The following is a 14,759-nucleotide window of genomic DNA, read 5'->3' as shown; positions in this document are numbered from 1 at the left end:
TAAAACTTCCCTCATGAGCGTGATTCTATTATTACTGGGCGCAAGCCTGGCGGTAGCGCTATTTTTTCTTATAGCCTTTATCTGGTCAGTAAAAGACGGCCAATATGAAGATGATTTCTCCCCTGCACACCGCATCCTCTTTGAAGACAAAAGCGATAAACAAAAAACTGTATGACGTCTCTCGAAAAATTCTCGTACGACAACCGGCCGGTAAAATGGTTTGCCTACGCTACCATGTTCTGGGGGCTGATTGGTATGCTGGCAGGACTTTGGGCTGCTATTGAACTCGTATTCCCGGAAATGAACCTGGGTTTTGCGCCTGTTACCTTTGGCCGTTTAAGACCGGTACACACCAATGCCGTGATCTTTGCTTTTGTGGGGAACGGTATTTTCATGGGCGTGTATTATTCTTTGCAACGCCTCTGTAAAGCACGCATGTTCAGCGACCTGCTCAGCAAGGTCCACTTCTTTGGCTGGCAGGCTATTATTGCCGGCGGTGCCCTCACTTTATTCCTGGGTTATACAACTGGTAAAGAATATGCAGAACTGGAATGGCCTTTCGATATCGCCATTACCCTTATCTGGGTTGTGTTCGGGGCCAATATGCTGGGAACCATCTTAAAGCGCAGGGTAGCACATCTGTATGTAGCGATCTGGTTTTACATCGGTACCTGGGTAGCTATTGCAATGCTGCACATCATCAATTCATTTGAAATGCCCTTATCGCTTTTCAAAAGTTATTCCTGGTATGCAGGTGTGCAGGATGCATTGGTGCAATGGTGGTATGGGCATAATGCGGTGGCCTTTTTCCTCACCACACCTTACCTGGGCCTGATGTATTATTTTGTGCCGAAGGCTGCTGACCGGCCTGTTTATTCCTATCGCTGGTCTATCATTCACTTCTGGGCACTGATCTTTATTTATATCTGGGCCGGGCCGCATCACTTGTTATATACGGCTTTGCCGGAATGGGCACAATCACTCGGCACCGTATTTTCCATTATGCTGATTGCGCCATCCTGGGGTGGTATGCTGAATGGTTTGCTCACTTTACGCGGCGCATGGGATAAAGTACGGGAAGATGCCATTCTTAAATTCTTTGTAGTAGCACTTACCTGTTATGGTATGGCCACTTTTGAAGGGCCGATGCTGTCACTTAAGAATGTAAATGCGATCAGCCACTATACAGACTGGACGATTGCACACGTACACATTGGGGCACTGGGCTGGAATGGTTTCCTCACATTTGGCATCCTCTACTGGATGATACCGCGTTTGTTCTCTACTACCCTCTATTCCCGCAAATGGGCGAATACACACTTCTGGATCGGTACGCTGGGAATAATCTTCTATGCTATTCCGCTTTATTGGGCCGCGTTCACGCAAAGTATGATGTGGAAACAGTTTACGGAAGAAGGGCAACTGAAGTACCAGTTCCTGGAAACAGTTACCACTATTGTGCCGATGTATGCTTTACGGGCATTGGGTGGATTATTGTATGTATCCGGCCTGATACTGATGATCGTGAACCTCACTAAAACTATCCGCCGCGGTGTGTTTGTAGCTAATGAACCAGCGGAAGCAGCGCCTCTGCCTAAAGTAATGACTACTTACGGCAAGGCACACTGGCATAACTGGATAGAGCGCAGACCTGTGCAGATGGCGGTTTTCAGTCTTATTGTGGTGGGCATAGGCGGGATACTTGAACTGGTACCCACCTTCCTCATACGCAGTAATATTCCCACCATCAGCAGCGTGAAACCTTATACACCATTAGAATTACACGGGCGGGATATTTATATCCGGGAAGGCTGTTACACCTGTCACTCTCAAATGGTAAGACCATTCAGGGATGAAGTAGCACGGTACGGAGAGTACTCCAAAGCAGGTGAATTCATTTACGACCATCCATTCCAATGGGGTTCCAAACGTACAGGGCCAGACCTGGCAAGGCTGGGTGGAAAATATCCCGATTCCTGGCATTACAATCACATGCTCGATCCCACTTCTATGTCTCCCGGATCCATTATGCCAGCCTATCCCTGGTTGTTTGATAACCGGGTAGACAAAGCAGCTACACCTGCTATGATCAACGTAATGCGAAAACTGGGTGTGCCTTATCCCGATGGTTATGAGATGCAGGCCAAAGCAGATTATGAGATCCAGGCGCTCCAGATCACCGCGGCCTTACACAAAGACAAAATGGAGATCCAGCCAGACCGGGAAATTGTTGCATTGATCGCTTACCTGCAAAGACTTGGGAAAGATATAAAAGTTAAAAACTAAGCGCATGAAATTCATTAAATACCTCGAAACGATCACCGGCATCAGCGTATACCCGATGGCATCACTGCTGATCTTCTCTGTATTCTTTCTGCTGGCTGCCTTTTGGGCTTTGCGTGCAGATAAAAAGATGATGGACCAGATCAGTCATATCCCTTTAGACAACGACGAACCTAAAAACCAATAGTATGCTCTTACTTTCCACATTATCTCACCCGGTGGTGATCCTGCTATTGGTGATCAGTTTCGGGTTACTGCTGGCGATCATTCTTCTTGGATATACTGTGTTATCTGCGATGGACATCTACCGGGAGAAGATCAAGAATAGATACACCTCTCTTTGTTTTGCCGCTATTCCGGTGGTAGAAGGGATCCCTGATCCTATCTTTTACCTGCTGGTAACTATGATAGGGGTGGAATTATTGGTGATCCTTGCTTTGCTGCATACGTTAAGGGTGCTTACCGGGATTAAAACAAAGGTCAGGCCGGTGCGGGTAAAGAAGAAAAAAATAAACTGGTTAGAAAAACTGAACCAAACGAAGAGCCTGGATGCTGTCTCCGAGGCAGAGGCAGACATGGGGCATGATTACGATGGCATCCGGGAATTGAATAACCCCACCCCTCCCTGGTGGAGATGGGGTTTCTACTTCAGTATATTTTTTGGCATCGTGTACCTCTGGCGGTTCCATATTTCTGAAACAGCGCCTTTACAACTGGAAGAACTAAAAATAGCAGAAACAGAAGCTGCCATAAAAAAAGAAGCTTACCTGAAGAATGCGGCTAATAACATTGATGAGAACAATGTACAGCTGCTCACGGAAGCAACTGATATCGAAACAGGTAAAAAATTATTCTCTGCTAACTGCGCTGCCTGCCATGGGCCGGAGGCACAGGGACTGGTAGGGCCCAACCTTACAGACGATTACTGGCTGCATGGCGGCAAAGTACCAGCGATCTTCAAGACCATTAAATACGGCGTACCGGAGAAAGGGATGAAATCCTGGAAAGATGATTTCTCTCCCAAACAACTGGCACAGCTCACAAGTTTTATCAAATCGGTGCATGGCAGCAACCCTCCCAATCCTAAAGCGAAAGAAGGAGAAAAAGATGGAGAATGAATTCAGAGATAGTATCGCCACTGTTAATAAACAAGGTAAACGCAATTGGATCTATGCTAAAAGGCCCAAAGGAGAATTATATACCATCAGAAGCATAGTCAGTCTGCTATTTTTCATTGTGTTTTTCAGCCTGCCGTTTATACAAATAAATGGCAGGCCCTTGTTCTTATTCAACATCCTGGAAGAGCGGTTCATCCTCTTCGGTGCTATCTTCTGGCCGCAGGACTTCTTTATTTTCGGGTTGGCCATGCTGGCTTTCATTTTATTCATTGTGTTATTCACGATGGCCTTCGGACGACTGTTCTGTGGCTGGGTTTGCCCGCAGACAGTTTTTATGGAGATGTTGTTCCGCCGGATAGAATACTGGATAGAAGGTGATGCTGCTGCACAGAAAATGTTGCAACGGGCACCATGGGATACCTCCAAAATAATTAAGAAGACAAGTAAACATATTCTCTTCTTTGCTTTATCTGTTGTGATTGCCAATACCTTTCTGGCCTATATTATTGGCGTAAAGGCATTGGGGGAAATTATCACAGATCCGCTTTCCGAACATGCAGGCGGCTTTGCAGCTATGCTGATCTTTTCCGGCGTTTTCTATGCAGTGTATGCATTCTTCCGGGAGCAGGTGTGTACTGTTGTATGCCCCTATGGTAGATTGCAAAGCGTGTTGCTGGATAAAGATTCTGTAGTAGTGGCCTATGATCATATACGGGGAGAGCCAAGGGGTAAGTTCTCAAAAAATGAAGGAGATTGTATTGATTGTATGCAGTGTGTGAACGTATGCCCCACCGGCATAGATATCCGTAACGGCACACAACTGGAATGTATCAACTGTACGGCCTGTATAGACGCCTGCAATCATATCATGGAAAAAGTGGGTTATCCGAAAGGGTTGATCCGCTTTGCTTCCGAGAATGGTATTGCTACTAAAAAGCCCCTACGGTTTACACCACGTATGAAGGCGTATAGCGTTGTGCTGTTGTTACTTACCACGGCTGTAACATTTATGCTCATCAGCCGCAAACCGGTGAGTGGCACTATTATCCGTACAGCAGGGATGCTTTACCAGGAAAGAGGGACCGATAGCATCAGTAACCTCTATCGCATTAAACTGGTGAATAAAACCACGGCGGCAGTGCAACTCCGTTTAAAACTGGAAGATGCAGGCGGCTCGGTAGAAGTGATAGGGAATCCGCATATACAGGTAAAAGCGGAGGGACAGGGAGAAGGCACTTTCTTCATTGTATTGCCCCGTAAGCATATTCATAAAAGAAAATCATCCATTACGATAGGATTGTATGAAGGGAACAAACAGGTAGGATCGAAGCAAACAACATTCCTGGGACCAGGCCTTTAAAACATTACATATGAACTGGGGACATAAGATCATTTTAGTATTCATTGTATTTGCCTGTGGCATCCTTACACTGGTGATCAAAAGCATGCGTACCCGCATTGATATGGCAACACCAGATTATTATGCTGCAGAGATCAAATACCAGCAGAACATAGATGCGCAGCAAAACGCGAAACGGTTATCCATTCCTGTTAGTATCGCACAACTGGCAGACAGTGTTGAGATCACTTTTCCTCCTGAGATGCGGGATAAAGTATTGGCCGGTAGCATTCATTTTTACCGTCCATCTGATTCGCACAGGGACTTTACGGTGCCCTTACGTTTAGATGCATCCGGTAAATTATCCGTTAGCAGATCTCTGTTCGATAAAGGCAGCTACCGGATCAAGATACAATGGGAGGCAGACAGTGCTTCCTTTTTCCAGGAAACGCCATACTATATACAATGATGTTCGCTTTATTATTAGGATTTATGGGCAGCTTTCACTGCATTGGTATGTGCGGGCCAATTGCATTAACCTTACCGGTGCGGCATCTTTCAGGACCCCGTAAAATTGCCGGAATACTCCTGTACAACTTTGGGCGCATTGTTGCCTACATGTTTATGGGCGTTATTTTCGGCTGGCTGGGCAAGCAGTTCTTTCTTGGAGGGTTACAGCAATGGTTATCTATTTCATTGGGGACCTTATTGTTGCTGGTGGTGCTGTTTCAAAAAAGGATGCACTTTTTTCCTCAATTGGTATTTGTAAAAAAGATATTGGGGAAGTTATTAGCTCAACAACGTTTCAGCACTTTATTCGGCATAGGGTTCTTTAATGGTTTTCTGCCCTGCGGGCTGGTATATCTTGGTATAGCAGGCGCCCTGGCCACCGGTGGCATCCTGCATGGGATGATATTTATGGGAGCTTTTGGAGCAGGTACTTTACCTGCTATGATGGCCGTAACCTGGTTCAGCCAGTTGATCAGCATTCCCATCCGCCAGCGCATCCGGCAAATGATCCCGGTGATGATCACGATCATGGCTGTGTTATTGATCCTCCGGGGGTTGAACCTTGGGATACCTTATATCAGTCCTGTTATTAAAGCACAAAACATACAATCCTGCCATGCAACTCATTGAAAAATACAATATACCTGTTCCCCGTTACACGAGTTATCCCACGGTGCCTTACTGGAACAGTACCTCTTTTAGTGAGGAACAGTTTAAAGCAGGTATCAGGGATACGGAGGAAGGTATCAGCCTTTATATTCACCTGCCTTTCTGTGAAAGCCTTTGTACCTACTGTGGCTGTAACAAATACATTACCGTGAACCATGGATATGAATCACCTTATATAGATACGCTGTTGAAGGAATGGCAACTTTACCGGGCCTTGTTCAAATATCCGCCGAAGATCAGGGAAGTGCACCTGGGAGGAGGTACCCCTACTTTTTTCAGTGCTTCCCATCTTTCGCACTTGTTGCAGGCTATTTTCAGTAGCTGCGAAATAATGCCGGATGCAGCGATGAGTTTTGAAGGTCATCCGAACAATACCACGTTGGAACATCTGCAAACATTGTATGCATTAGGGTTCAGAAGATTAAGCCTGGGCATACAGGATTTTGATCCTGTTGTGCAAAAAGTGATCAACCGGGTACAACCTTTCTGCACCGTGGAAAAAGTAGTACGGGAAGCAAGGCGCATAGGTTATACTTCCATCAACTTTGATCTAATATACGGACTGCCTTTACAAACATCCGAAAGTATCAGCAGCACCATTACACAGGTGATGCAGCTTTACCCGGAACGTATTGCCTTCTATAGCTATGCGCATGTACCCTGGATAAAAGGGAACGGGCAGCGGCTCTTTTCAGAAAAAGACCTTCCGAAAGATGCAGCCAAAAGGGCTTTGTATGAATTGGGAAGAAGTATGTTACAGGAATATTTTTATGAGGAAATAGGCATGGACCATTTTGCGCTGCCGGATGATGAATTAAACCTGGCCCGGCAGAACGGCAGCCTGCACCGTAATTTTATGGGTTATACGGTTACCCATACTTCCCTGCTGATTGGCTTAGGCGTATCTGCTATCAGTGATACCGGGCATGCCTATGCCCAGAATGAAAAACAGCTGGCCCTTTACCGGCAAAGGGTACAGGAAGGGAATTTACCATTGTTCCGCGGGCATATACTCAGCCGGGAAGACCGGCTTTTGCGGCAACATATTGAAGAACTGATGTGTTACCATGAAACCAGGTGGTATAAGGTACCGGAATGTTTGCCGCGCCTGGAAGAAATGGAGCGGGAGGGACTGGTATATATTGAACCGGGGAGATTGACGGTAACCGAAAAAGGAACTCCCTTCATCCGGAATATTTGTATGGCCTTTGATGCACATTTGTGGCGGAACCTACCTCAAAAGACATTGTTCAGCAGCGGAATTTAATTTTCAAGTAAAAGAAGTAGCAGGAATTGTAACTTTTTTTAACTATTTTTAAATGGACGATGTATGTAGAACTATTCCCCGCTATTCATGAGTAACCAACAGCCAAATATGGACCAGGAGCTACTGTTTATGGATATCTTCCGTAAACACGAAGGCAGGTTATATGCCCTGGCGCTAAAACTCACGAAATCAGCTTCTCATGCACAGGACATTATCCAGGAAGTATTTCTGAAGCTCTGGGAACAAAGGGAAGACATCCGCCAGATCCGGAACATGGAAGCATGGCTTTACCGGCTCACCGAGAACAAAGTGATCGACTTCCTTCGTAAAGCTGCTGCTGACGAACGCCTGCGGGAAACCATCTGGAACAACCTTCCCCAGAATGCCCATTCTACCGAAACCATGGTAACGGGGAATGAATATGATCACATCCTCCAGAAAGCAATTGCCCTCCTTCCCCCTCAGCGGAAACTGATCTATTGCCTGAACCGGGAAGCCGGTATGAATTACCAGGAAATAGCTTCCGAACTGCACATCTCCCGGCATACGGTTAAAAACCAGCTCTCTTCTGCATTACAGACCATCCGTAGTTTTGTTATCAGAACTACCGGCCCCCTCTGCATACTTTTTTTCAACTTTTTTTGATCCCGGATAGGAACATTTGTTCGCTGCTTCGTCTAACAGGTATATGGAGGAACGGATAAAGTATCTATTCAGGCAATATATGGACAATAAATGCTCCCACGAGGAGTATGAAGAGTTCTTTAGTTACGTCCGCCAATCCGAGTATGATGAAGCTATCCGTGAGCTGGTAAAAGCAGCTTATGCGCAGACCGGGGACACTTCTTACATTGATGAAATGGGTAACCTTGTACTGCTGCATCCCAAACGCCGCCGTATGAGGATGATACCTGCCATTGCTGCTGCCGTTATTATACTGGCTGCCGCTGCCTGGTTTTTGCTGCCATCCCAGGCACCTGCATTAACGAAAAGGATCACGGAACGTTCTGAATATAAATACCTCGTATTACCGGATAGCACCAAAGTATGGTTGAATGCAGCCAGTACACTGGAATTCCCGACAACCTTTGGTTCCGGCAAAAGGGAAGTGACGCTTTCCGGGGAAGCATATTTTGATGTGCAGCATGCAGAGAATGCACCATTTATTATTCATACCGGGAAAGTATCTACCACCGTATTGGGTACTGCCTTTAATATAAAGGCCTATCCGGGGCAGGAGCACATCATTGTTTCTGTAAGCCATGGTAAAGTGCGTGTGAACTATGGAGGCGATAAAACACCCGCATTACTTACACGGGGCCAGCAGGTGAAAGTGAATGAAGTAACGGAATCAGCTATCACTAAAAAAGCAACGCTGGTAGAAACAGCTCCCTGGAAAGACGGCAGCCTGGCCTATGACGGAGAAACCATGGCAGAGATTGCAGCAGACCTGGAAAGGGTGTACAACGTAGCGATCAGGATAGATAATAAAGCCATCAGTGCGATCAATATTTCCACTTCATTCAGAAGGGATATCGGCATAAAGGAAGCGTTACATATATTATGCAAGCTGACGGACAGTCAACTGCTGGACACGGCGGGCGTATATGTGATCCAATAAAGAATAAATCGATCTTCAACCAAAATCTAATGTTATGAATATCCATGCAGTGTTTGCACCGGATTAGAAAAACATGTAAGAGCCGTTCCTGTTACGAGCAGGAAACGGCTCTTTTTGTGCATTTAAATAATCCCGTCATAGAATTACTAAACTTATCAAAGCTATGAATTTGTATGTAAAAACGTACAGCAGTATTGCTGCGCTGTTTTGTGCCATGCAACAACTTCCTAAGTTGTTCAAAAACAAACGGTTACTTATGAGGATATCTATTCTTGCCATTCTTCTTACCCTGAGCGGATTGCTGATGGCAGGTACCGGCTCCGGCCAGAACCTGAATAAGACGATGTCTTTAGACATAAAGAACATGAGTCTGAAACAGGTCCTGCGCAAGATCGAGTCCCACGCCAAATTCTCCTTTACGTATAAGACGGAAGACATTGCTGCTTACACCAGCATCACTTACCAGGCAAATAGTGAAACCGTTGCCCGGATCCTGGACGATCTGTTAAAACCCGCCAATCTACAGTATGAACTGGTGAATGATAACATCATCATCAAAAAAGCACCTCTGCCTTCATTTGAAGGAGGAGTTAAAGGAAAAGTAACTGATCCGACGGGAGCAGTCATCCCCTTTGCTACAGTAACCGTTGTTGGTACTACGCATGGCACCGTAGCCAATGCACAGGGCGAATTCAGTTTGAATAACCTCAAAGCAGGCACCTACCGTTTGCAGGCTTCTGCCGTGGGTTTCAGCCCTGTAGTTCAGAATATTACGGTGCAGAATAATGAAGTAGCACAAGTGACCTTCCAGATGCTGGAAGGTGATACCCGTTTATCTGAAGTGGTAGTGACGGCACTGGGCATTTCGCGCAGTCAGCGTTCCCTGGGTTATTCCACCCAACAGGTGAAAGGAGAAAACCTCACCCTCACCAAAGAGCAGAATGTGATCGGATCACTGGCTGGTAAAATTGCCGGCGTACAGGTGACGGGGTCTTCAGGAGCCAGCCTTGGCGGAACGCAAAAGATCAAGATCCGTGGCGTGAACTCCATTTCCGGCGGCGATCAGCCACTGATAGTGGTAGACGGAACTCCTATCTCCAACGCCAACTTTGCCTCCAGCGACAGGGCAGACTATGGTAACCTTGGCCAGGATGTGAACCCGGAAGATATTGAAACAGTGAACGTACTGAAAGGCCCCGCCGCTTCTGCATTATATGGTATACGCGGCCAGTATGGCGTGATCATGATCACTACTAAAAAAGGAAAAAGAGGACCAAAGAAAGTAGATGTACAGCTGAACAGTGCTTACTCCATTGAAAAAGCCGCTAACTTCCTCCCCCTTCAAAACCTGTATGGTGCAGGTTCTACGCAAACATGGCGCACCCTCGCCAACGGGCAGAAATTCGTACAGCTGGATTATGATGAAAGCTGGGGACCTAAAATGGATGGTACACCCGTTCGCCAGGTATTCAGCTTTTTCCCGCTGGACCCTGAGTATGGAAAGGAAACTCCCTTTGTTCCACATCCCAACAACATCAAGGACTTCTATGAAACAGGATATAGTTTAAACAATGGCATCACAGTTTCCGGCGGTAATGAAAATTCTACTTTCCGCCTGAGCTATAACAATACTAATATCGGAGGGGTGGAACCCAACACCTGGTTAAAAAGAAATAACCTCGGCGTAAATGCATCTCTCGACCTTACCCCCAAGCTGACGGTTTCAACAAATATCAATTACGCTAACAATAGCGCGCAACGCCCATCGCAGGGTTCCGAATGGGGCGCGCGTTATATTGTACAATGGTTCCAGCGTAATATGGATATGAAACGGATGAAGGATTACCGTTATGCAGATGGTACCATCAAACACTGGAACATCTCCCCTCCTGCCGCCGGCAGCAGTGGCGTACTCACAGACCTCAGCGCATTGTACTGGGACAATCCGTACTTCGATGCCTATGAGAATTTCAGCAGTGACAGCCGGGATCGTTTCTTCGGCGACGTAGGCCTCAGCTACCAGGTATTACCGGGTTTGAAACTAAGCGGATTTGTACGCAGCGATATGTACACGCAAAACATTGAAACAAGGATTGCTTTCAATGGCAGAAGGGTACCGGCATATTCCTCTGGTAAATATCAGAACAAGGAAATGAACTATGAGTTCCTGGCGCAATACAATAAAAACTGGGACGATTTCTCTTTCAATGCCAACCTTGGCGGTAACATCTATAACAGGAGATATACTTATGTAACCGGAGAAACACAGGGCGGGCTTTCCAGCCCCGGTTTCTACAGCCTCTCCGCTTCCAAGGACCGGCCACTCAGTAATTCCTATCTGTTAAGAAAACAGATCAGGAGCGCTTACGGTATGGCATCCTTTGGTTACAAGAACACTTACTTTGTAGATGTTTCTTTACGGAACGACAACTCCTCTACTTTACCACAACAGAACAATTCTTACTGGTACCCTTCCTTATCCGGTAGTTTTGTATTCAGTGAACTGATCAAATGGAATGCACTCTCCTATGGTAAGCTCAGGCTGAGTTATGCACAGGCTGGTTCTGACCTTGGTGTGTATGAAACTTCCCTGAACTATGGCGTAGGTGCCAATTACACGATGCCGGATAAATCCATCGTGAATTCACTTTATATCCTGGACGACCTGGCGAATGCGAATATCAAACCTTCTTTCGCGCATTCCTACGAAGCAGGTATCGACCTGAAATTCCTCGATAACCGGCTGGGAGTTGAGTTCACCTATTATACACAGAAAAATAAAAACCAGATCATTCCATTAGCTTTATCAGGTACCAGCGGTTTTGCCAGCACTACCATCAATGCCGGCCTGATAGAGAACAAAGGATTTGAAATAGCACTAACGGCTACGCCCATACAAAGCAAGAACTTTTCCTGGAACACCATTTTCAACATAAGCCGGAACAAAAGCCAGGTGGTGGAACTGGGACCCGGGCAGAGTGTGTATCCCCTGTATTCCTCTACTTATTCAGGTGTTACCGCTTATATCAATGCTTATAAAGGACAGGCATTCGGCAGTCTTATCGGGAAGGCATATCAGCGTGATTCCGCCACCGGCAAGATATTGCTTGGCACTAACAATATGCCTTTGTATACAGAAGCCAATCACAACTTCGGCAGCGCATTGCCCGATGTTACCGGTGGGTTCCAGAATATGTTCCGCCTTGGGAAATTTGATCTCGGTGTGATGATCGATTATCAATTCGGCGGGCAGTTCTTCAGCCGTTCCAAAATGCTGGCCATGAAAACCGGTATGGCAGAGGAAACAGCCGTACTGAACGATAAAGGTAAAAACATCCGGGATCCCCTGGCAGATGGTGGCGGTATCAAAGTAACCGGTATTTCCGCAGCTACCAAACAGGAAGTAACGGCTTATGTGGATGCACGCAGTTATTACAGAACGGTGCTGGCCACACATGTGTATGAAGAATGGTTATATGGTGCGGATTACATCAAACTCCGTGAGATCAGATTGGGTTATACACTGGATAAAGCCGCATTGGGCAGGCTGCCTTTCAGCAAAGTGAACATTGCGCTGATTGCACGCAACCCCGCCATGATCTGGCAGAAAGCACCTAAAGGGCTTGATCCTACAGAACTCTCCAGTGGTTCACAGGGCATCAGCTGGCTGGAATCCGGTCAGTCTAACACCGTACGTTCTTTCGGCGCGAACCTCACCATTAACTTTTAATCAACGATCATGAAAAGACTTTATTATATCATAGGTATCAGTTTGCTTTTAGCGGCTTGTAATAAGTTTGGCGACATGAACGTGAATCCGAACCTGCCCTCTAAAACTTCCAGTACACAGCTGATCGCCAATGCAGAACTCTATCTGCCGGTACTGGGAGAATCTCCCCAGGCGGAATATTTTGCGCAATACTTATCAGAAACACAATATCCTAACCTTTCATTATACAACCAGGTAAGTGCTAACTTTTACAGTATGTATTACGGCCCGCTGATGAACCTGGATTCCGTGATCCGTACTACCAGCATGGACGCCAATGAAGGCCCCATCCCTAATCAGCTGGCAGTGGCCAGCATCCTTAAAGCCTATTTCTTCTGGCATATTACAGACCGCTGGGGAGATGTGCCTTATACAGAAGCTTTAAAGGGACGTGCTAATACAACACCTGCTTACGATCCGCAGTCAGTGATCTACGACAGTTTGTTCTTATTGTTAGACCGGGCGGATAAATCCATCGTGGCAGGAGATATCATCAACGATATCATTTACCAGGGTAATATGACGCGTTGGAAAAAACTCGGTAACACCATCCGTTTGCTGATGGCCCTGCGTTTATCTGCTGCGGCACCGGAGAAAGCAAAAACAGAATTCAATAAAGCATTGACGGCAGGTATCATGACTTCCAATGCGGATAATTTTGTTTTCAGTCATCTTGCAGAAGCTGCGAATGAAAGTTACTGGTATGATCAGATCACAGACCAGAATCGTAAATGGTGGGCATTGAGTGAAAGCCTCGTAAGCAAAATGAAACCCGTGAACGATCCGCGTTTGCCTGTTTATGGTGATAAGAATTCCGCCGGGCAATATGTGGGTTTACCTTACGGCGCTACAACCGGGCTAAGCACCACTGCCTATTCTTTACTGGGCGCGGAGATCAGGAAACAGAATGCGAATGTATACCTCGTAACTTATGCGCAGGCACTTTTTGCAAAAGCGGAAGCTGCTAAACTGGGTTGGATACCGGATGGGGATGTTGCTGCTGAAGCTAATTACAAAATGGCGATCGAGCATTCTATTCGTCAATGGAAAAATAATGATACTACGGGGTATGGTGCTATGATGGCCAGTGCGGGTATGCCGTATGTTGCAGCCAATGGTTATGAGCAGATCGGGAATCAGCGCTGGGTGCATTTGTTTATGCATGGTTTTGAAGCATGGGCGGAATGGAGGAGAACGGGATTTCCGGCTGGGTTGATTAAACCGGATGGTAAGGATGTTCCGTTAAGGCAGGGATATCCGCAGGATGAGGTGTTTAATAATAAGACACATTATGAGGATGCGGTGAAGCGGCAGTTCCCGGGTGGGGACAATTTGTATGGAAGGTTATGGTGGGATAAGTAAAGAAGGTTGGGTCTGTTAAATAAAAGGAACATGTTCCTCTCAAATAAATGATATTCATTCCCTCAATAAATGATATCTGTTCCCTTTCAAATAAATGATATCTGTTCCCCCTCAAATAAAAAAGCCCCCTGATCCAGCATCAGGGGGTTTTTATTTTGTAACGATAGATTTTTTGTAAAGGATAAATCCGGGAGGATTTGCCTTTTGTAAAAAGAAAATCCAGGAAGTCTTGCTCTTATCCCCTTGCCTAAATCGTATCCAGTGATTTTCGTTTATCTTCTTTCAGCTGTTTAAACTGGCTGGGAGTAAGCCCTGTTACCTTTTTAAACTGCCCGGATAAATGGGCTACGCTGCTGTATCCCATCTTATAGGCAATTTCACTCAGCGTTAATTCATTATACGCCAGGAGTTCTTTTACCCGTTCTATCTTCTGCTGAATGATAAACTGCTCGATGGTAGTACCTTCTACTTCAGAGAATAGTTTGCTGAGCAGGTGGTAGTCCTTTTGCAGGCGTTGGGACAACAGCGTGGAAAAGTTCTCATTCAGCTCATCCAGTTCACCGTAGTGTACGGTTTCCACGATGAAATTTTTGATGCCTTCCACTATCTGGTGTTTACGATCGTCCAGCAATACAAATCCTTCTTCCTGTAAGGCTTTTGCGATCCCTTCTGTTTGCGTTGCACTGAGCGTACCTTTTACAGTGGCGCTACCCAGGCTCACTTCCACCACATCTTTCCCTTCCTGCTCCAGCACCTGCCGCACGGCTTTGATACAGCGCGGGCAAACCATATTTTTAATATGCAATACAGTACTTTTCATC

Annotated in this window: 13 protein-coding genes; 12 read left to right on the top strand and 1 reads right to left on the bottom strand. The window is 46.1% G+C overall.

The window, feature by feature from the left end:
- Nucleotides 1-13 precede the first annotated feature (13 nt).
- The 12 genes from ccoS (at nucleotide 14) to BUR42_RS27915 (ending at nucleotide 13,938) form a co-directional block, all read left to right on the top strand.
- Complete coding sequence (gene ccoS / locus BUR42_RS27970) at nucleotides 14-175, top strand: cbb3-type cytochrome oxidase assembly protein CcoS (protein WP_074243265.1); 162 nt, start codon at nucleotides 14-16, stop codon at nucleotides 173-175.
- Nucleotides 172-2,286, top strand: coding sequence for a cytochrome-c oxidase, cbb3-type subunit I (ccoN, locus tag BUR42_RS27965; RefSeq protein ID WP_074242824.1), 2,115 nt, complete (start codon nucleotides 172-174; stop codon nucleotides 2,284-2,286). The genes ccoS and ccoN overlap by 4 nt, the downstream gene beginning before the upstream one ends.
- Nucleotides 2,287-2,290: 4 nt before the next feature.
- On the top strand, nucleotides 2,291-2,470 hold the full coding sequence (locus tag BUR42_RS27960) for a cytochrome C oxidase Cbb3 (protein ID WP_074242823.1): 180 nt from the start codon (nucleotides 2,291-2,293) through the stop codon (nucleotides 2,468-2,470).
- Nucleotide 2,471: 1 nt separating this feature from the next.
- Nucleotides 2,472-3,401 carry a cbb3-type cytochrome c oxidase N-terminal domain-containing protein gene (locus tag BUR42_RS27955; protein WP_084185868.1) on the top strand — a complete coding sequence of 310 codons (930 nt, stop codon included), beginning with the start codon at nucleotides 2,472-2,474 and terminating at the stop codon, nucleotides 3,399-3,401.
- The gene (gene ccoG, locus BUR42_RS27950; RefSeq protein WP_234979817.1) at nucleotides 3,346-4,761 is read left to right on the top strand and encodes a cytochrome c oxidase accessory protein CcoG; all 1,416 of its coding nucleotides are present in this window, start codon (nucleotides 3,346-3,348) and stop codon (nucleotides 4,759-4,761) included. Before BUR42_RS27955 ends, ccoG begins: the two co-directional genes overlap by 56 nt.
- Nucleotides 4,762-4,771: 10 nt before the next feature.
- Nucleotides 4,772-5,209 carry a FixH family protein gene (locus tag BUR42_RS27945; RefSeq protein WP_074242821.1) on the top strand — a complete coding sequence of 146 codons (438 nt, stop codon included), beginning with the start codon at nucleotides 4,772-4,774 and terminating at the stop codon, nucleotides 5,207-5,209.
- Nucleotides 5,206-5,880: a sulfite exporter TauE/SafE family protein gene (locus BUR42_RS27940; RefSeq protein WP_074242820.1), complete on the top strand. Its 675-nt coding sequence runs from the start codon at nucleotides 5,206-5,208 to the stop codon at nucleotides 5,878-5,880. Before BUR42_RS27945 ends, BUR42_RS27940 begins: the two co-directional genes overlap by 4 nt.
- Nucleotides 5,867-7,186 (top strand): oxygen-independent coproporphyrinogen III oxidase, encoded by a 1,320-nt coding sequence (gene hemN / locus BUR42_RS27935; protein WP_074242819.1) that lies wholly within the window; start codon nucleotides 5,867-5,869, stop codon nucleotides 7,184-7,186. The genes BUR42_RS27940 and hemN overlap by 14 nt, the downstream gene beginning before the upstream one ends.
- An 87-nt stretch (nucleotides 7,187-7,273) precedes the next feature.
- On the top strand, nucleotides 7,274-7,831 hold the full coding sequence (locus BUR42_RS27930; RefSeq protein WP_084185867.1) for an RNA polymerase sigma factor: 558 nt from the start codon (nucleotides 7,274-7,276) through the stop codon (nucleotides 7,829-7,831).
- Between the two features lie 79 nt (nucleotides 7,832-7,910).
- Entirely contained in the window at nucleotides 7,911-8,807 is an 897-nt protein-coding gene (locus BUR42_RS27925) for a FecR family protein (RefSeq protein ID WP_200798377.1), read from the top strand.
- A 256-nt stretch (nucleotides 8,808-9,063) separates the two neighbouring features.
- The gene (locus tag BUR42_RS27920; RefSeq protein WP_200798376.1) at nucleotides 9,064-12,537 is read left to right on the top strand and encodes a SusC/RagA family TonB-linked outer membrane protein; all 3,474 of its coding nucleotides are present in this window, start codon (nucleotides 9,064-9,066) and stop codon (nucleotides 12,535-12,537) included.
- 9 nt (nucleotides 12,538-12,546) lie between these two features.
- Nucleotides 12,547-13,938, top strand: a complete 1,392-nt coding sequence (locus tag BUR42_RS27915; protein WP_074242816.1) for a SusD/RagB family nutrient-binding outer membrane lipoprotein — start codon at nucleotides 12,547-12,549, stop codon at nucleotides 13,936-13,938.
- Nucleotides 13,939-14,185: 247 nt separating this feature from the next.
- Here the strand turns inward: BUR42_RS27915 and BUR42_RS27910 are convergent, their stop codons facing one another.
- Complete coding sequence (locus BUR42_RS27910; protein WP_074242815.1) at nucleotides 14,186-14,758, bottom strand: AraC family transcriptional regulator; 573 nt, start codon at nucleotides 14,756-14,758, stop codon at nucleotides 14,186-14,188.
- Nucleotide 14,759 lies beyond the last annotated feature (1 nt).

This window comes from Chitinophaga niabensis (assembly GCF_900129465.1).
In the GTDB taxonomy this organism is placed as follows: Bacteria; Bacteroidota; Bacteroidia; order Chitinophagales; family Chitinophagaceae; genus Chitinophaga; species Chitinophaga niabensis.
Note: the sequence above shows the minus strand (reverse complement) of the source record. Positions and strands in the feature narration are given on the sequence as shown.

Coding starts and splice junctions, on each gene's coding strand:
- hemN (WP_074242819.1), top strand. CDS start 5,867: ATGCAACTCATTGAAAAATACAATATACCTGTTCCCCGTTACACGAGT.
- BUR42_RS27930 (WP_084185867.1), top strand. CDS start 7,274: ATGAGTAACCAACAGCCAAATATGGACCAGGAGCTACTGTTTATGGAT.
- ccoG (WP_234979817.1), top strand. CDS start 3,346: ATGGCAGCAACCCTCCCAATCCTAAAGCGAAAGAAGGAGAAAAAGATG.
- BUR42_RS27960 (WP_074242823.1), top strand. CDS start 2,291: ATGAAATTCATTAAATACCTCGAAACGATCACCGGCATCAGCGTATAC.
- ccoS (WP_074243265.1), top strand. CDS start 14: ATGAGCGTGATTCTATTATTACTGGGCGCAAGCCTGGCGGTAGCGCTA.
- BUR42_RS27955 (WP_084185868.1), top strand. CDS start 2,472: ATGCTCTTACTTTCCACATTATCTCACCCGGTGGTGATCCTGCTATTG.
- BUR42_RS27920 (WP_200798376.1), top strand. CDS start 9,064: ATGAGGATATCTATTCTTGCCATTCTTCTTACCCTGAGCGGATTGCTG.
- BUR42_RS27940 (WP_074242820.1), top strand. CDS start 5,206: ATGATGTTCGCTTTATTATTAGGATTTATGGGCAGCTTTCACTGCATT.
- BUR42_RS27925 (WP_200798377.1), top strand. CDS start 7,911: ATGGACAATAAATGCTCCCACGAGGAGTATGAAGAGTTCTTTAGTTAC.
- ccoN (WP_074242824.1), top strand. CDS start 172: ATGACGTCTCTCGAAAAATTCTCGTACGACAACCGGCCGGTAAAATGG.
- BUR42_RS27945 (WP_074242821.1), top strand. CDS start 4,772: ATGAACTGGGGACATAAGATCATTTTAGTATTCATTGTATTTGCCTGT.
- BUR42_RS27910 (WP_074242815.1), bottom strand. CDS start 14,758: ATGAAAAGTACTGTATTGCATATTAAAAATATGGTTTGCCCGCGCTGT.
- BUR42_RS27915 (WP_074242816.1), top strand. CDS start 12,547: ATGAAAAGACTTTATTATATCATAGGTATCAGTTTGCTTTTAGCGGCT.